The organism is Hahella sp. CCB-MM4, from assembly GCF_002260525.1.
Classification (GTDB): Bacteria; Pseudomonadota; Gammaproteobacteria; order Pseudomonadales; family Oleiphilaceae; genus Hahella.
The window spans coordinates 211,228-227,134 of the sequence record NZ_MRYI01000008.1; the positions used below are offsets into that span (position 1 = coordinate 211,228).

Annotated in this window: 15 protein-coding genes; 8 read left to right on the top strand and 7 right to left on the bottom strand. The window is 49.5% G+C overall.

From position 1 onward, the window contains the following. Window positions 1–68: 68 nt before the first annotated feature. Window positions 69–2,693 carry a PAS-domain containing protein gene (locus BTA51_RS15780; protein ID WP_094708880.1) on the bottom strand — a complete coding sequence of 875 codons (2,625 nt, stop codon included), beginning with the start codon at window positions 2,691–2,693 and terminating at the stop codon, window positions 69–71. Next, complete coding sequence (locus BTA51_RS15785; protein ID WP_168188196.1) at window positions 2,687–3,436, bottom strand: response regulator; 750 nt, start codon at window positions 3,434–3,436, stop codon at window positions 2,687–2,689. The genes BTA51_RS15780 and BTA51_RS15785 overlap by 7 nt, the downstream gene beginning before the upstream one ends. 266 nt (window positions 3,437–3,702) lie before the next feature. Here BTA51_RS15785 and BTA51_RS15790 point away from each other — a divergent pair, with 266 nt between their 5' ends. Further along, window positions 3,703–3,990, top strand: a complete 288-nt coding sequence (locus tag BTA51_RS15790) for an encapsulin-associated ferritin-like protein (RefSeq protein WP_094708882.1) — start codon at window positions 3,703–3,705, stop codon at window positions 3,988–3,990. Window positions 3,991–4,087: 97 nt separating this feature from the next. Here BTA51_RS15790 and BTA51_RS15795 read toward each other — a convergent pair whose 3' ends face one another. The 4 genes from BTA51_RS15795 to BTA51_RS15810 all read right to left on the bottom strand — a co-directional run bounded on the left by BTA51_RS15795 (window position 4,088) and on the right by BTA51_RS15810 (window position 9,835). After that, window positions 4,088–4,360: a hypothetical protein gene (locus tag BTA51_RS15795; RefSeq protein WP_094708884.1), complete on the bottom strand. Its 273-nt coding sequence runs from the start codon at window positions 4,358–4,360 to the stop codon at window positions 4,088–4,090. Between the two features lie 394 nt (window positions 4,361–4,754). Beyond that, window positions 4,755–7,364, bottom strand: coding sequence for a CHASE2 domain-containing protein (locus tag BTA51_RS15800; protein WP_094708886.1), 2,610 nt, complete (start codon window positions 7,362–7,364; stop codon window positions 4,755–4,757). 17 nt (window positions 7,365–7,381) lie between these two features. Next, on the bottom strand, window positions 7,382–8,959 hold the full coding sequence (locus BTA51_RS15805) for a FecR domain-containing protein (protein WP_094708888.1): 1,578 nt from the start codon (window positions 8,957–8,959) through the stop codon (window positions 7,382–7,384). A gap of 186 nt (window positions 8,960–9,145) precedes the next feature. Continuing rightward, the gene (locus tag BTA51_RS15810; RefSeq protein ID WP_246841061.1) at window positions 9,146–9,835 is read right to left on the bottom strand and encodes a response regulator transcription factor; all 690 of its coding nucleotides are present in this window, start codon (window positions 9,833–9,835) and stop codon (window positions 9,146–9,148) included. 428 nt (window positions 9,836–10,263) lie between these two features. On the opposite strand from BTA51_RS15810, the gene BTA51_RS15815 reads away from it, so the two are divergent. Next, window positions 10,264–10,587 carry a BolA family transcriptional regulator gene (locus BTA51_RS15815; protein WP_094708933.1) on the top strand — a complete coding sequence of 108 codons (324 nt, stop codon included), beginning with the start codon at window positions 10,264–10,266 and terminating at the stop codon, window positions 10,585–10,587. Between the two features lie 62 nt (window positions 10,588–10,649). Continuing rightward, window positions 10,650–11,273, top strand: a complete 624-nt coding sequence (locus BTA51_RS15820; protein ID WP_094708890.1) for an L-threonylcarbamoyladenylate synthase — start codon at window positions 10,650–10,652, stop codon at window positions 11,271–11,273. Between the two features lie 118 nt (window positions 11,274–11,391). On the opposite strand, the gene BTA51_RS15825 is transcribed toward BTA51_RS15820, so the two are convergent. Next, complete coding sequence (locus tag BTA51_RS15825; protein WP_094708892.1) at window positions 11,392–12,009, bottom strand: hypothetical protein; 618 nt, start codon at window positions 12,007–12,009, stop codon at window positions 11,392–11,394. 197 nt (window positions 12,010–12,206) lie between these two features. On the opposite strand from BTA51_RS15825, the gene BTA51_RS15830 reads away from it, so the two are divergent. The 5 genes from BTA51_RS15830 to BTA51_RS15850 all read left to right on the top strand — a co-directional run bounded on the left by BTA51_RS15830 (window position 12,207) and on the right by BTA51_RS15850 (window position 15,483). After that, window positions 12,207–12,596, top strand: coding sequence for a hypothetical protein (locus BTA51_RS15830; RefSeq protein WP_094708894.1), 390 nt, complete (start codon window positions 12,207–12,209; stop codon window positions 12,594–12,596). Between the two features lie 164 nt (window positions 12,597–12,760). After that, entirely contained in the window at window positions 12,761–13,225 is a 465-nt protein-coding gene (locus BTA51_RS15835; protein ID WP_094708935.1) for a DUF4262 domain-containing protein, read from the top strand. A gap of 131 nt (window positions 13,226–13,356) precedes the next feature. After that, entirely contained in the window at window positions 13,357–13,818 is a 462-nt protein-coding gene (locus BTA51_RS15840) for a hypothetical protein (RefSeq protein WP_094708896.1), read from the top strand. 242 nt (window positions 13,819–14,060) lie between these two features. Then, entirely contained in the window at window positions 14,061–14,294 is a 234-nt protein-coding gene (locus tag BTA51_RS15845) for a UPF0175 family protein (RefSeq protein WP_094708897.1), read from the top strand. Between the two features lie 376 nt (window positions 14,295–14,670). After that, window positions 14,671–15,483: a hypothetical protein gene (locus BTA51_RS15850; protein ID WP_094708899.1), complete on the top strand. Its 813-nt coding sequence runs from the start codon at window positions 14,671–14,673 to the stop codon at window positions 15,481–15,483. Window positions 15,484–15,907: the final 424 nt, after the last annotated feature.

Genomic DNA, 15,907 nt, shown 5'->3' on the forward strand with positions numbered 1-15,907 from the left:
ATGGCAAGGATTAATAAAGTAGAAGGTGGGGGAAATGAAGCCGCCAGGCGTAAGGACGAAGCAAGATCTTAAGATAGCTGGAACAGTTTCTTCAGCGTTGCCTGAGATATTGGTTTGGGTAGAAGCGGATCATTGGCCTTTAACCCATAACGGCTTTCCAGGATTTCCCGTGGCATGCCTGAAGTTAACACTACGATCAGATCGGGGAATCGCTGTCGGCATTCGGCTAACAAATCCACACCGCTCATGGTGCCTTGCAGGTTGATATCGGTGATAACCATATCGGGTAGGGGGAATACACCATCGGAGGAGGCAAACATCACCTTCAACAGATCTTCCGCACGTTCATAACAGTCCGTTGAAAAGCCAAATGTCTCCAACTGTTGCACGATGGTGGCCTGTACATCGGGATCGTCCTCCACCACGGCAATGCGGGCATTGGAGGGGATATTAACCCTCAGAAAGGTATCCTGTTCGGAAGGCATGGGCGCAGTGATATGTCGGTCAAGAGGGAAAGTCAGTGATATCCGGGTGCCCTTTCCGGGGGCAGAATCGATATCCAGATGTCCCCCGGATTGGGTGGCAAAGCCATATACCATGCTGAGCCCCAGGCCACTGCCTTTCCCTACCGGTTTGGTTGTAAAGAAAGGTTCCAGTATCCGTTCCTGCAAATCTCTGGGAATTCCGCTTCCGGTGTCTTCAACCGTTAGACTGACCGTATCTCCGTTCTTAAGTTCGTGATCATTCCTTTGTTCATTTCTGGATTGCCCCCTATCTTCTGTTACCTGCGGGAGTATTCGGGTGCGGAATATCAGCTTGCCACCCTCGGGCATGGCAGCGCTGCTGTTGAGTGCCAGATTCAGGATGGCATTCTCCAATTGTGAGGGGTCGACAAATACTTCACCGGTTGCCGCCTGCAGGTCTGTAGTGACATCGATATTCTGGCCGACACTGTATTCGATAAGATCCATCATGCCTTCCAGTAACTCATCCACGTTGGTCCTTTCGGGATATAGTTGCTGTTTGCGGCTGAATGCCAGCAAACGTTGCACCAGGGCAACGCCTTTTTCGGTGACGCGAAGTGCCCGTTGAATCTGACGCTGCTGATTTTCCTCAAGCTCCGGACCCTGGTTTAGTAACTGTAAGCTACCCAATATGGCGGCCAGCAGATTATTGAAATCGTGGGCGACACCTCCGGTCAGTTGTCCCAGAACTTCCATTTTTTGAGATTGGATCAACTGCTGTTCCATGGTGCGCCTTTCAGTCAGGTCACGATAGAGCGTGACAAAGCCTCCCTCCGGCATGGGTTGACTGCGAAACTCGATGACCTTGCCGGAATCGTAGTGGCGCTCAAAGGTCTGGGCGGACTCCAGGCGAGCCAGATTGAGATCCTCCATATCAATGGGGTGGCGGTCTATCGTCAGGTTTCGATGCGGTTGCCGGGACATGATGGATTGCACCTCAGACAGACCCATGTTGGCATACACTTCGTCCGGCGAGAGTTCAAAAATCTCCAGATAACGTCGGTTCCAGGCGATCAGTCGTTGATCCCGGGAGAATACACTGAGCCCGTCATGGATTTGATTAAACACGGTTTCCAGCAATTTGGTCTGGGCTTTCAGGTCCTGACTGACCTTTCTCATCTGCAGTGCGTCCCGGCGGAACACACTGAAGGAACGGGCCAGATCTCCAATCTCGTCTGACCGGTCAATTGTTGGTTCAGGGGTATCCGTATTCCCTTCGGCAAGCTTTGTCATGTCCCGGGTGACGGCTTCCAGGTCACGGGTTACGCCGTAGTTGAATCTGGCGCTGTAGATGAAGGCTCCCAGCATCAACAGCGACATCAGCAGTATCCAGCCCTGGCCCTGGTTGACGGCTTCCGCCACAGACTCACGCTGCCGGACCACGCTTTTTTGCAAATCCCCGACAAACAGATTGACCTGGCCGGTCAACTCCTCCGATTGTGCTCTGATGGAGGCAATCAGATAGGGCTTGCGACGGCGAAACTCCGATAGTCGCTGATGGGAAAGATGGACTGTCTTTAAAAGGTTCTCTGCCTTGGCGGATACGGTGGCATTGTCTATCCCTGCCAACGCTGATCGGGCTTCCTGAAATTCCACGACGTTCGGATTGGCCAGCCGGAGTTGATCCGGTTGGGTCAGGTGATCCAGCGTGCCGACGAAGGCCATTAGGGCAGAATCGGGGGCACTTTCTTGATCTGAGTTGGCGGTAGAGTCAGCAGCAGAAACACCAAGCGTCAGGTCATCAATATCGAAACGCAGTGCCAGTACATCCTCCCGCAGAAACAATTCATCTTCCACGATAGTGATCAGCTCGCTGACGAAGCCGAACAACCGGTTCAAACGTTCTTCGAGTTCAGAGCGAAAATTGTCGTCTCTGATATTCGCGGCGACCAGTTTTAGTTCATGGAATTTCTGCTCCAGACGGGTACGTTCATTCTGCAGCAGGAAAGGTCTGGCAGCGTCAGCGACATAGGGGGAAAGGGCTGCCAGTTGCGCGACCCCCTCGGACAGGTTTAATGCCGTGCTGATTTCAGGCAGGGTCTGGGATTCAAAACGATATACCGTATCGGCGGTCTGGCGGGTGACGAGCCATCCCACCAGCCCCATACTCAGGGTGAGGAGGGCCAGTACCAACAGCGTCCATATACTGCGGGTTTTGATCCTCAGCATCGATTCTTCTGCACCGGTTGGCTGAATATGTAACCAATGCCCCGTTCCGTGCGGATATACATCGGGGTTTTGGGATTGGGCTCTATTTTTCGTCGGATGCGCAGGATCTGAACGTCGATGGTTCGGTCAAAGACATCCGTCTGGTCTCCACGGGTTCGTTCTAGCAGTTCCTCCCGGGAAAACACCCGCTTGGGATGTTTGGCCAATACTTCCAGCAGCGCAAATTCCCCGAAGGTCAGGTCAATGATCTGGCCACCCTGGTGTCTGAGTTCTCTGGCGGTCAGGTCCAGAATCCAGTTGCCGAACATCAGGCAGTCATGCTCCTGGGTGACCTCGGAGCCGGGAGAATCCCCTCCATTGGCAGATAGTCGGGTACTGCGGCGAATCAGGGCATTAACCCGGGCCACCAGCTCGCGGACATTGAAAGGTTTCATCAGATAGTCGTCTGCAGCCAGTTCCAGGCCGAGAATGCGGTCGGTCTCGTCACCTTTTCCGGTCAGCATCATAATGGGGATAGTGCTCTGTTCTCTGACCTGGCGGGCCAGTATCAAGCCGTCCTCGCCTTTTAGTCGTAAATCCATGATCAGCAGCGAAATATCCTGTTCCAGGGCCTGGAACATTTCTGTTCCGGTGGCCACTGCTGTGGTCAGATAACCTGCCTGTTGCAGGCAGTCCTCAAGGACTTCGCGAATGTCCTGCTCATCGTCCACGATGAGAATTCGGTATTTGGGTATCTCGTGCAAGACTCAACATACTCCTGCAATTGGCCGTTGGCCGATTTATCGTTTTTGTTTTGCTTCTCAGTTCAGCTGCTCAGTTTTGCTGCGCTTTTCAGTATGAAGGTTTCCCGGTGGCCTGGTTTGGCAATCACCCCGGGGTTGTTCATACTAAAGGTGTTTATCTTTGTGGTGTTCCTGTTTTGGTTTGTTTATATCAGGGTAGTCCTCATCGGGGTTCACCTAATTGGAAAGTACACCATAGACAATGAAATCTGTAAACGGAGGAGCCAATGGCGAACGAAGGTTACCATGAGCCGATTAATGAGTTGTCTGATGAAACGCGCGATATGCACAGAGCGATCACTTCACTGATGGAAGAACTGGAGGCTGTGGACTGGTACAACCAGCGCGTGGATGCCTGTAAGGATGAAGAGTTGAAAGCCATCCTCGCCCATAACCGGGATGAGGAAAAGGAACATGCGGCTATGGTCCTGGAGTGGATTCGCCGGAAAGACCCGACCTTCGATAAAGAGTTAAAGGATTATCTGTTTACTGAGAAACCCATTGCCCATAAATAATTGGAATCGTATATGTACCTGGGGCTTCCCGATTCCTCGTGAAGGCTCCAGTCATTCACGTTATCGGATTATTCTGGAGGATATCTGAAGGGGCGACCTATTTGAAAATGTCGTCCAGGTTAGCCTGGTCGGTATTGGTTTGGAAATATTGGCTTAATAGAGGCCTTCCCACCAGACTCTGCAAACAACGGTCTGAAGAGGCGCAGCCAGTATCAAGATATTGGGTGGACTGACGCTGAAGCTCGACTCTCGGTACAGAGAAATCGTAAATTGTGGTCTGCTCAGGATGATCCCTATGCACGAATACCGTGCTGAGGACCGTGAATCCAAATCCGATAAAGGCAAGTGTCAGAAAAGAAAAGTGTTGCATATTGTATGACCATCGCAGCACAGGTCTTCCGTTCACAATGAAACCTCGACGTCCTTTCAATGGTTGAAGTTAATGCAATTCCACAATTGCGCTCGGTTTTGACATCCCTGATAGGCTTTTCAAGTCTGTCTTTTCAGATCCGATCAGGTGTACTTAAAGTATGGTTGGGGGAAGGGACGAAATGAAGACAGGTTCTGTCAAAGACTGTGAAATGTAAGCCCTGCCGGGTAAGTGAGTGCTGTCTGGCAAATGAATAATATCTGGTAAATATATAATGTCTGGCAAATAGCTAATATCTGGCAAATAGCTAAGATCTGGCAAATAGATAGCGACAGGCAAGTAAGTGCGAAAGGGCAAGATAGACAACCAGAACTGAGTAAACTGCCGGTGCTGATCAATCCTCTGAGTCAGCCATTTCGCCCGTTTTAAGCGGAATAATCAGGGTGAAACTGGTGCCCTGGCCGAGCCGGCTATCCACCTTGACCTCGCCTCCGTGCCGATCCATGACCAGTTTGACAAAGCGCAGACCCAGACCACTACCGCTGACCCCCAGTTGTTCGGAGCTGCGAGTTCGGCGATATGGATCGAACAGCGTCGGAATTTCCTCCGGTGCGATGCCCGGCCCCTGGTCATGCACTGCCACATAGGCACATTCCGAGGCGACTTTGATCTCGATAACAATTTCTGATTTCTGGGGGCTGAATTTCACTGCGTTTTGCAGCAGATTCTGGATACTTCTCTCCAGCAGTTCGGCGTTTCCGATGATGGGCACAGAATCCTGTTCGCCGACAATCCGGATATGGATATTTTGCTTTTGGGTGAGTGGAGTAATGGCATCAACAGCATTGTCCACCACGTCCAATAGTTCACACTCATACAAATGAATATGATCTGCCGCCTCGACGCGCGCCAGCTGCAGAAACTGCTCCGACATAGCGAGACTTTTTTCCGTCAGGGATTGGGCAGTGTCGAGTTTCGGGGCAAACTCCTCCGGCAGGGTAGAGCGCAGATTGTCCAGCAGCGCTAACTGTGAGGACAATGGAGCCCGCAGATCATGGGATATGAAGTTAATGGTTTCCAGTCGCTTGCGCTGGGCTTCGTGAATGGCGGTAATATCCGAGAAATTGATGATGATTCCGGTACTGAAACGGTGCCGGAAGCGGATAGGAACCAGAGAGACCAGCACAGCGGAGTCATTTAGATACAACTCTTCAGCATGCTTCTCATCCTGCATGATCACCTGACGGATAATAGTCTCCCAATCGCCGGGAGAGAGGGTATTGGTCACCGGCATGTATTCGGCAATAAATTCCCCGGGTTGTGCACCGGGACTGAGCCATCGCAAAGCATGGTTGTTGAGGAACAGGATACGCCCGAATTCATCGCTTACCAGGATGCCGTCTGCCATATTGGAGACGGTATCGGAAATAAACTCCCGCATTTCCTGCATGGCCGCGATGGCGCGATGCACCTGCATAATGCGCCGGTCAACTAACTCGTTTGAAAGCCGGGGCAGGGTCGTGCCTTCCAAAAGTGCCGGGTAGAGGCGCTTGACGTAGTCGACAGTAGCCGTCAACAGGGCCGGTTTGTTTTCCAGTCTGAGATAGAGTGCTATTGGCCGATCATGATCATTGACCGGCAAAGTGATTTCCGCATAGTGCTGGGCGGTGTACACCATGAAACTGGGTTCCATGTTCTCTTTGAGATCCTGGAACTCCCACCGGGCTGGCTTGATCAACCGGGCCAGGTGCTGTGCCCATTGCTGGGGAGAGTCATAGGAACTGCCCCGCTGAACCCGAGGCTCGTGAGCCAGCCTTTCCAGCTCCTGGCGCAGGAAGCGATTCAGCCGCGACAGACGTCGCCAACTCCAGAAAGGGTAGGCAAACAGCAGGGTGACCAGAACGGCTGAAGGCGGAAACCACTGATGATCCACGGTCAACAGGAAATAGCTGAAAGCAAGCACTCCAGACGCCAGGGCGATGGTCATGGGCAGATTCCGGTCCGGTGAAATCCGCGGGAAACTGAGCACCGCGATTAAAACCAGGCTGAGAGAAAGCAGGTACTGCCATTCGATTTCAACATAAGCACCCAAATGCTGCTGTACCAATGCTTCATAGATATTGGCGTGAACTTCCACGCCCGGCATATTGAACAGGCTGCCCGACACCGGCGTGGCGATAAAATCCCCCAGACCGGCTGCTGTCGCTCCGACAAACACCACCCGTCCGGCAAAATAGTCTGGTGGCAGTTCGCTGTTCAGAACGTCGCTGTAGCTCAGGGTGGCAAAGCTCCCGGGAGGTCCGACAAAAGGAATCAGCCGGTAGGCTTCACGAACATTAAACTGTCCGCCTGACGACGCATGTTCGATATTGTGGGTGATGTCATATTTGGTTTCCGTGACCGTCTCATAGGTAGCCAGGGCCAGGCTTGGCCAGAAGGTGTCTCCCAAGCCCTGATAGAGATAAAGACCACGGGCAATGCCGTCTGCATCCAGTTCAATCTGTGCATGCCCCAGGGCCGCTGCGGACTCGACAAAGGGTTGGGCCGGAAGGATTTCTGTCAGACGGCCGCTGGAGCCAATAAAGTCGATATGTAACGGGAGAAGTACGTTCCCAGCCTCCTCCATGGAGACTTTGAAGAGTTGGTCCGCAATGGGAGGTCCGGGTTCGGTCAACAGCATATCGAAGACCACGGCACGGGCTCCGGCGCCACGAAGCTTGGTAATCAGGTCGGCATGAATGGAGCGGTCCCATGGCCAGCGGCCGAGCTCCCGCAGGCTTTTTTCGTCAATGGCGACAATAGCGCTGGAGGTCGAAGTCTTCAGTGGCTGTAGCTTAAGGAAGCCGTCATAAATCAGGTAATCCAGACGCTGAGTCCAACCGGTAAACAGCAGGGTGTAACACAGGGCCACCAGCACTGCGGCAAAAAGATAGCGCTCTGAAACGGGAAATTGGCGACTGCTGCCGGTGTGTGGATGGAGTCTGGAGGAGGGCTTATCGCTCATCCTTGATGATTTTCCTGTCAGCGCGATTGAATTTTAATAATCTGGGCCTGTCCGAATTCTGATGCATGTAAATCGTCGCCGAGCCCTTTGACTCGTATCCAGTAGGTCTTGCCTGGTTCAAGCAATACATTGGCATAGGTTTTATCAATCTCATATTCGCGTATGACACGGGTAAACAATTCATCTTCTGCCAGTTGAACATGATAGCCCAGCGCGTCGGGGACGGTTTTCCAGAACACCTTGGCCTGGTCTTCCAGATAATTGACGGCAATGACTTCGGTTGGATCCAGGCGCCCCTGTATCGTCAGAGGACGTGACTGACTATAGTTGAAGTTGTCCCCCCCGACCAGGGTGACAACACGCCAATAGTACTTTCCCGCGGATAGGGGCCTGTCGCTCTGAGTATTATCGGTCGCGGAAAAAGGGGAGCGGGAATATAGCTCCGTAAATTGCGGGTCGTGTGAGATCTCCAGACTGCTCAGCATGTATGGAGCCTCAACTTTCCAGCTGAATGTTGGGGAAGGGATGTCCAGAAAAGCACCGGAAAGGGGCTGTAATAATTTGGCTGGAGCCGCTTTTTGCTCCACCCTGAATTTCACTTCGGTATCCACGCCTTCCAGATCGTCAGCCGCAATACCACGGATACGAAGCCGGTATTCCCCGTTATTCAATCTGGGAAGCTCGATATTGGGAGAATCGATACGTTCTGCCAGGATGGGCAATGTATCCGGATCATCCGTGAACAACTCCACCCGATAAGCTACTGCACCATCGAGAACTGCCCAAGTCAGCTGGAACGGCAGTTCTGACATCGTCGCCGGAGCCTTCACATCCGGAGCCGGCAGCAATGGCAGATCCCCGAAGGTGATGGATTCAGACACCACGGCTCCCTGGCCTTTGGTCAGCCTGCGGGAGGTAACGTTGTTGGAGACTTCCACCACCCCTTTGGTGACTTCGGTTACCGTCACTGTTGCCGTGACGTTCATCCGGAACGCAGTCCCCCTGACTGCCGCGACGGCTGAGGGCGTTGTCACCTCGTAGCGGGCGGCCGGACCTTTTCGCGGAGTGACATTGGTTTCGATGCTGCCCTTAAGCAACCGGAAACGGGTGTCCACCATGCCGGTGTCGCTGAAATGAGTCAGGGTGTTGAAAATGACAATGGATTGGTAGGCGACAGACAGGGAACTGCCATCGGCAAACTTAACCAGTGCCTGACCTTCCTGTGTTTTCAGCTCATCGCCGATATTCAGCTTGCTGCCGGGGAGCGCGGGAATATAGTTGGTGGTATGTGCACGCCGCAGCCAGACATCACCGTGAGTCACTATCAGGGTGGCTGGTTGTGGGTAGTGCTTCAGCCAGGCTACCGGAATATTGATCAGGGTACCGGCTTTTAACCTACCGCTGCCGTCGAGTTTGTTGTATCTCACCAGGGCATCCCAGTGGCGATCCGGCATCAGGTATTTTTCTGCAATGGTTTGCAGGGTGTCATTGGGACGGGCAGTGTACACCCAGTCCTGATGTGGCTCGACCGCCTGGGCAGTACAGGTCGCCCACAGGAGCAGGATACAGAACAGGGAATGAAATAAGTGCTTCATAAACTACCCATCCGACGACTCATTGTCGTCGTACTGCTGACACCCTAGTCCTTGGTGTAAGAAAAGTCCTTGGTGTAACGATAGTCCCTGATATAACCATAGCCCCTAATATAACCATAGTCCCTGGTGTAGTGATAATCTCTGAGGTAACCATCCTCAGGCTGGAGCTGCGAACCGATCCCTTCATTAATCCGCGTCCTCCAGTCGATATCCATGTTGGTAAATGGTTTTGATGCGAAAACCGTTTTCCGGCTTGATCCCGAGCTTACGGCGAAGACGGCTCATATGGGTATCAACGGTGCGAGTGTTAATATCGCTGTTTACTCCCCAGACTCGCTCCAGCAGATATTTTCTGGATAACAGGCGGCCTTTGTTTTCAAACAAAAATGCCGTTAGTTCAAAGTCTTTGTCAGTGAGCGTCAGGGGTTCATCATTAAGATGGATGGTGCGTTTCTTATGGTTGATGCGAAACGGACCGTAGATCTCTTCTTCAGATTGCGTGGTTTCTTTCTTGTTGCGGCGAACCAGTGCATGGAGTCTTGCCAGCAGTTCGCCCGGACGTGCCGGTTTGACCATATAGTCATCGGCACCTGCCTGCAGGGCATTGATAATGTCTTCCTCAGCCTCACGCTGAGTCAGGAATAATACGGGAATCGGCCAATCGAGCTGCTGACGGAGTTTTCTCAGGGCATCAATACCCTCCATATCCGGTAGCTGCCAGTCCATGATCAACAAATCAAAACTGTCATGGGTGACGGCATAGAGAAAGTCTTTTCCGGTGCTATAGTGTTTGCACATAATTGCCGAGTCTTTCAAATGGCCAAGCAGTTGTTCGGCCAGGTTAGGGTCGTCTTCCAGGAGCGCTATCTTCATCATGGTCGTTTATAGATTTGAGTAGTGGATGAACAATTGCCTGAATTACAGACAAGTTATTGTTGTTTTTCATTATTTTATTGTGGCAGCAAATACTGGTATTCGCTATTTTTTTGCCAAATTTGGGAAAAATTTCCCCCTCCTGACTTGAAGACACTTTATCGCCATTACACAGTTCACTACCAGAGCAATAAATAAGCAATTTCATTATGTAAGGAACTGCAAAGCTTTGTGACGGGGAAAATACCGCGTTTTATGGCGGAATATAGGGACACCGCGGGAGCCAGTGGTCTACAATGATGGACATATCTGATCCCGGCTGGCGGTACTTTGGCGGGATTCATGCCCGCAGTAGAAAAACTCACCTGCAGTCGAGAAAAAGCAATCGCTGTGGCACAGCGGATCAAACAGACAGGACAATCTTGATAATCATGACTATCCAGCAATCAATCGAAAATACTTTGAATGATGATTTTCAGCCTTCTCACCTGGAAGTCGTCAATGAAAGCCATATGCACAGTGTGCCGCCCAACTCTGAAACCCATTTCAAAGTCGTACTCGTCAGCGATCAGTTTGAAGGATTGCGTTCAGTGCAGCGTCACCAGAAGGTCTATGGGGCCTTGGGAGAATTCATGCGAAATGGTGTCCATGCATTGGCGCTGCATACTTACACACCTGACGAGTGGGTTGAAACCGGTAACGCGCCTGCCTCTCCAAACTGTATGGGCGGAAGCAAGCACGATAAACGTGCCTGATCCACTCCTGGCAACAACCACTGACTTCTATAAATAACCACTAAAAAACGTAGCGAATAAAAATGAGCCAGTTTTTCCAGATCCACCCGGAAAACCCCCAATCACGTCTTATCAAACAAGCCTGTGAAATCATCCGGAAAGGAGGTGTGGTGGTGTATCCCACGGATTCCGGTTATGCCATCGGTTGCGCCATCGGGGAAAAGAATGCCGCCGAAAAGATCAAAGCGATTCGCCGGTTGGACGACAAACACAACTTTACGCTGGTGTGCAGTGACCTGAGCGAACTGGCCACCTACGCTAAAGTGGGCAATACCGAATACAGGCTGATCAAGAGCACCACACCAGGCGCTTACACCTTTATTCTCAGTGCCACTTCAGAAGTGCCCAGGCGTTTATTGCACCCCAAGCGCCGCCAAATTGGTATTCGCGTCCCGGACAATGAAATTTGCCGCGAACTGTTGCGAGAGCTGGGCGAACCCATCATGAGTGTGACCCTGATTCTGCCTGGCGATGAACTCCCCATGACGGACCCTTATGACATTCGGGAAACCCTGGAGCATCAAGTAGACCTGATAATTGACGGCGGCTACTGCGGTATGGAACCGACCACGGTGATCAACCTGTCTGAAGAAGTCCCGGTCATCATGCGCCGGGGCGCTGGCGATGCCACTCCGTTTGAGGAGTAGGTCTGCTATCTATGGATAGTGGTTCAAAATGCGGTGACAGGAATGAGTCAGCGCTAGAGAAGAAAAATATTGTGTGAGAAAAACTCGCGCAAAAAGGAAGTAGGGGAGTTGTCTCCCCTTATACCGAAATCGAAAAGCCTTTCGCCGGTTTTTCGTCAGCCTCCGAATAATTCCCCTGACGTTGCCCTTTACCCAGATTTGAAAAACGGGTCGTCAGATCCTGCAGCGAATTATTGGCCGGGTCCGCCGAAATCAACGAATCAAAGAGACTATTATTGCTACCGTAAGTCTGGCGGATATTCAGGTTGTTCTGGATATATTCCAGCGTCGGCTGATTCTGACTGATACGCAGATAACGATGCTTGAAATCCGGATTGCGGTTAATGTCCTGCTCAATATTGGCAGCCGTCTCCGCCGGCAGATTGCCGTTCAAGCGGATTGCACCGGTATCATCCCGATAGAGCTGAACATTGGCTCTCGGATTGGCTCCATACTCGGCAAGCTTTTGCCTGATGGTCATCTGAATAAAGGCAGTGTCTTGCCCCAGAGACTGCCTGAATTCCTTCACTGAAAGCTTGGGCTTCTGGTCTGTCTGAACTTCACCTGACAATTTAATCTGCGGATAGTTGATATCTTCAACTGCCGATTGAGCCGGCTGATCTGCAGTCTTAGCAGGTGGTTTCAGGCCATCGTAAGCTTGTTGGCCATAGTCGACGAGAGTGCGAATAAGACCCATGTTTATCTTCCTGTTTGTTCACTGTTCGAGCGATATTGCCGGCGATGCGGCAAGAAATTGTCGTATTGGGGTGTGGGTTACAAGTTTTGTGCCAGGGGGGAACTCGAATAGACTTGTATACGGCTGTTAGAAATACTAGAACATATGTTCAATCGCTAACACTATGCAGGCTGGTAACTTGCAATGGAGTATTTAAAATGAGCCCTGATGATATATATGAAGCCATATATAACCTTGACTTTAGTGAACTGAAGCGTACCGACGACCCTTTAATAATCGAAATATTTTTAATAAATATGTTTGCAGCATTCAGTGATGCTATTGCTGATATTGAACTTGATGACCTTCAACTTGCTATAGACAAAATGCGTCCCTACAACGAGGTTAAGGCGAACCATTATCAGGCAGAGCTTCTATCGAATGATGAAGGGGAAGAGTTTGAGCGTTGCCTGCTCAAAGGGATTGAAAACGGTTGTGTTGGATCCATGTATTCACTTGTTGAGGCAAGCGGCGAGTATGAAGAGCTTTTCGAGGGTTTAGATAAACATCAGCGTTGTTCCTGTATGGATAGCCCAGAAAAGAAATGAGGAAGAACGTAATTAGGAGCCGCTCTCCAGCGGCCGGCCATACAATTTGACACGGTATCAGGAAGAAGGGCATCTAGAGGGAAAGGTATATCCCCGGACTACTATTCCGTGGTGATCCAATCCACCCGAAAATGCGGATGCTGAATTTCAAGAGAAGTATCGATATGGATGAGAGAGACCAAAAAGCACTTGATGATATTGAAGAATATGGATGCCATGTTCTAAATGTCATGGAAGGTGAAGGTGATCCATCATTTACCTACTCTATTGGTATCAATAAGAAGCAGAATAAGCCCGATGTTGTGATTCTAGGGTTGAAGTCAGAGTTGGCTCATTCCATGGCGAATAACTACAAAAATCGCCTACTTGAGGGCGAAGTGTTTGAGCCGGGTAAGTATTATTCGGGGTTTCTTGAAAATTTTGATGTGTGTTTCGTAAGAGTCGCCAAAAAGCATTTTGATGAATTCTTTGGGTGGGGATTGTGGCTTCATCATGGAGATGATTTTGAAATGCTCCAGATAATCTGGCCCACCACTGATGGCGTTTGGCCATGGGACGAAGTTAAATCAGATTTCTACAAATGGGCACAGCCAATCCTGAATGAAGATGGTGTGCTTGATGAGATTTAGTAGGTGAAGAGAATACTCTTTGAACTTTTTCGAGTGGGTCATACATTTGACACGGTCGAATGTGAGATTTATCGCCTGACCCTATAGTGCTTTTTTTATGCCAAAAATAACTCGTATGGAAGTATAAAAAAGTGATTGATCCATATCAGCCACCAACTAGTGATTGCCTAGACAAAGAAGAAATGAGCAAAACGATTGGTGTTGTTCTCTGGCCTATGCATATAGCTATCACATTAGGTGGCATTTATAGTTTGGTATTGTTATGGGGCCCAACTGCTATATTTAATTGGGCATTTTGGCTGTTCAAGTGTGGTGTTTTATTAGGGATTCTTCAGTCAATTGGTCAGGTATTGTTTATCTGTAGAGGAGCAAATAGGCGGCTAGCGTTACCCCATGAAATTGTATTTTATATTTTTCTGGCGGTTCTATTGTTAGCTGCTTTTTATCAAATCTGGGAGCTCGCGTACCTTATAATTATTGCCTTTACTGTCAGCAATCTTATTTTAGCTGTGGCGATTCTTGTTGTAAGTCGTATTAGAGGTATACAGATTCGATCTAAAAATATGAGTGTGTATTTCGTAAGGAAGAGATAGCGAAATATTGCATGACAATCCGAAGGCTGGTCTTACGTTTGTGCCTTGGAGGTTACCTGTTGTAGGGGCGGACCTATGTGTCCGCCCTTAATTGCTGAGTTGATACCTGGGCGAACACATAGGTTCGCCCCTACAGGGGGGCTACCGTATTGTTCCTGCTAGATAAAGTTCAGAAGGGTTTACTGCCCGGCAATCGAAGGGTACCTTAAACTCACGGAATGTATTTTACTTGGAGGTAAGAAGTGAAAATTGAAATACCCGACGATATAGCTGCCACAACCGGACTGACCGAAAAGGAAATGGCGGAATTCCTTGCTGTTTCGCTGTACAAGAAAAAACTGATAAATGGTGTTGCCGGAGGTGAAATTCTTGGGATTTCCGAAATTGAGTTCCATGGATTGTTGGAAAAATTCAACGAATATGTCAATTACGATGTAGAAGACTATCTAGAGGATTCGGTCAATTTAAAGGACTGACTTGCATTCCACTTTTTCATCCGTCTTAAAACGAAAGCAACTGTCTTGCTTAATAACCTAAACCTGCTAAAAAGAAATATGAGCCAGTGCAAAATAAATGGAATAGGGCAGACAGGATGGCAATCAAACTTCTTTTCCCGCTGTCAGCTACGCGGGAGCTGAGATTCCACAGATGTTCCAATGATAGAAAGCATAAGCGTTCAATATACCGCTATATAAGCCTGTGTCTTAACCTTCAAACATTTCATTTGACCACTGACCTCGCAGGGGTATTGGGTACTGTGTCAAATAGCGTGTTTGCATACCGAATGCAAACAACTCCCTCCTGACACCACCCAACATCGATATCTGTTTTTATTGTCACAAGGAGAAGTACATGAATAGATGCAAGCATGTCCCCGCACACTTTAAAATGACCGAAGAGCGGGAGATCGTTTTTAGAAGCGATATTATTACTCGGTATTCGGTGAAAGATCCTTCTGATGCTGTGCTGGATACTCTCTCAGGAATGTCTTTCATCGATGCGGGTGAAACCCGATGGAAATTGTCATTGACGGAGGACGTTGGCATTGTTCCCAGCGCTTCTCCGGATAGAGTGACCGTGGAAGCAAGCTGGTATACCGCTGAGCAGGCACAAGAGGCGGGGATTAAAGTGATCGCGGGTAGTGATGCGAATGTCTTTGCGGGGCTCGGAGCGATTTTGGTTCCTGACGACTTTAAAATTCCTGCGGTGATAGCCAATGAAGAGAACGTGAAGTTCTACGGCATTACATTACTCAAGAACGATGAGACGTTTACGATTACTTCCGATGAATATGACATCGTTTTGATGAGCTATGACTATAAAGACAATTACCGAGCAGACTTCCTGACGCAAGAGCATGGAGGAGGAGGCTTTTTTGTTGAAAGGCATAACTTCCCCCATATACATGCACCCCTATCAAGCGAATCCGGCGGTTATATCATTATAGGGAAGCAGAATACGGCGAATTCATTCAGCTTCACTGCTTTTAATATACCCCATGGACACGCTTTCTATATCCCGTCAAATACCATACATGGTGATGGAGCGCTTGTCGGAAAATATGCCATCAGTGTTGCCAAGACATCAGCGGCGGCCGATACGGTGCTTTTCTATAATAAACATACAATCAAAAAGGCGGATAACATTGTCCCTGAGTGGAATTAAGGCAGGTCGTGAAGCTGTTGGGGTCAGGTCTTATGTTTGGTTCAATAGAATGTAAAACCTGACCCTGTTGTTCTAAATGTGCACTTAAATGAGAGTAATGGCAGATGCTATGGTGAGTTAAATTATCAGGATAGAAATGTCTATGATGTGCCGCATTGGTGTGAATGATTAGCTGACCTTCTCTACTTCTGTACACCTTAATGTAATACTGTTTGAGACATACTCGCCATCGAAGTCTATGGTAGGCGGTAATTCAAGTGTTAGGCTACGGTCATTGTCAAAGTAGTCAATTTTCAGGAGACTGTAATTTAATTTGTGTATCTGCCTATCACTAGTACCCTATTACAGGGTTAAGGATAGGTAGACAATGAACCGGAAAGAATTAGAAGCATTTGCCCGTGAGGCAGCCAAATCTCTAAAGACA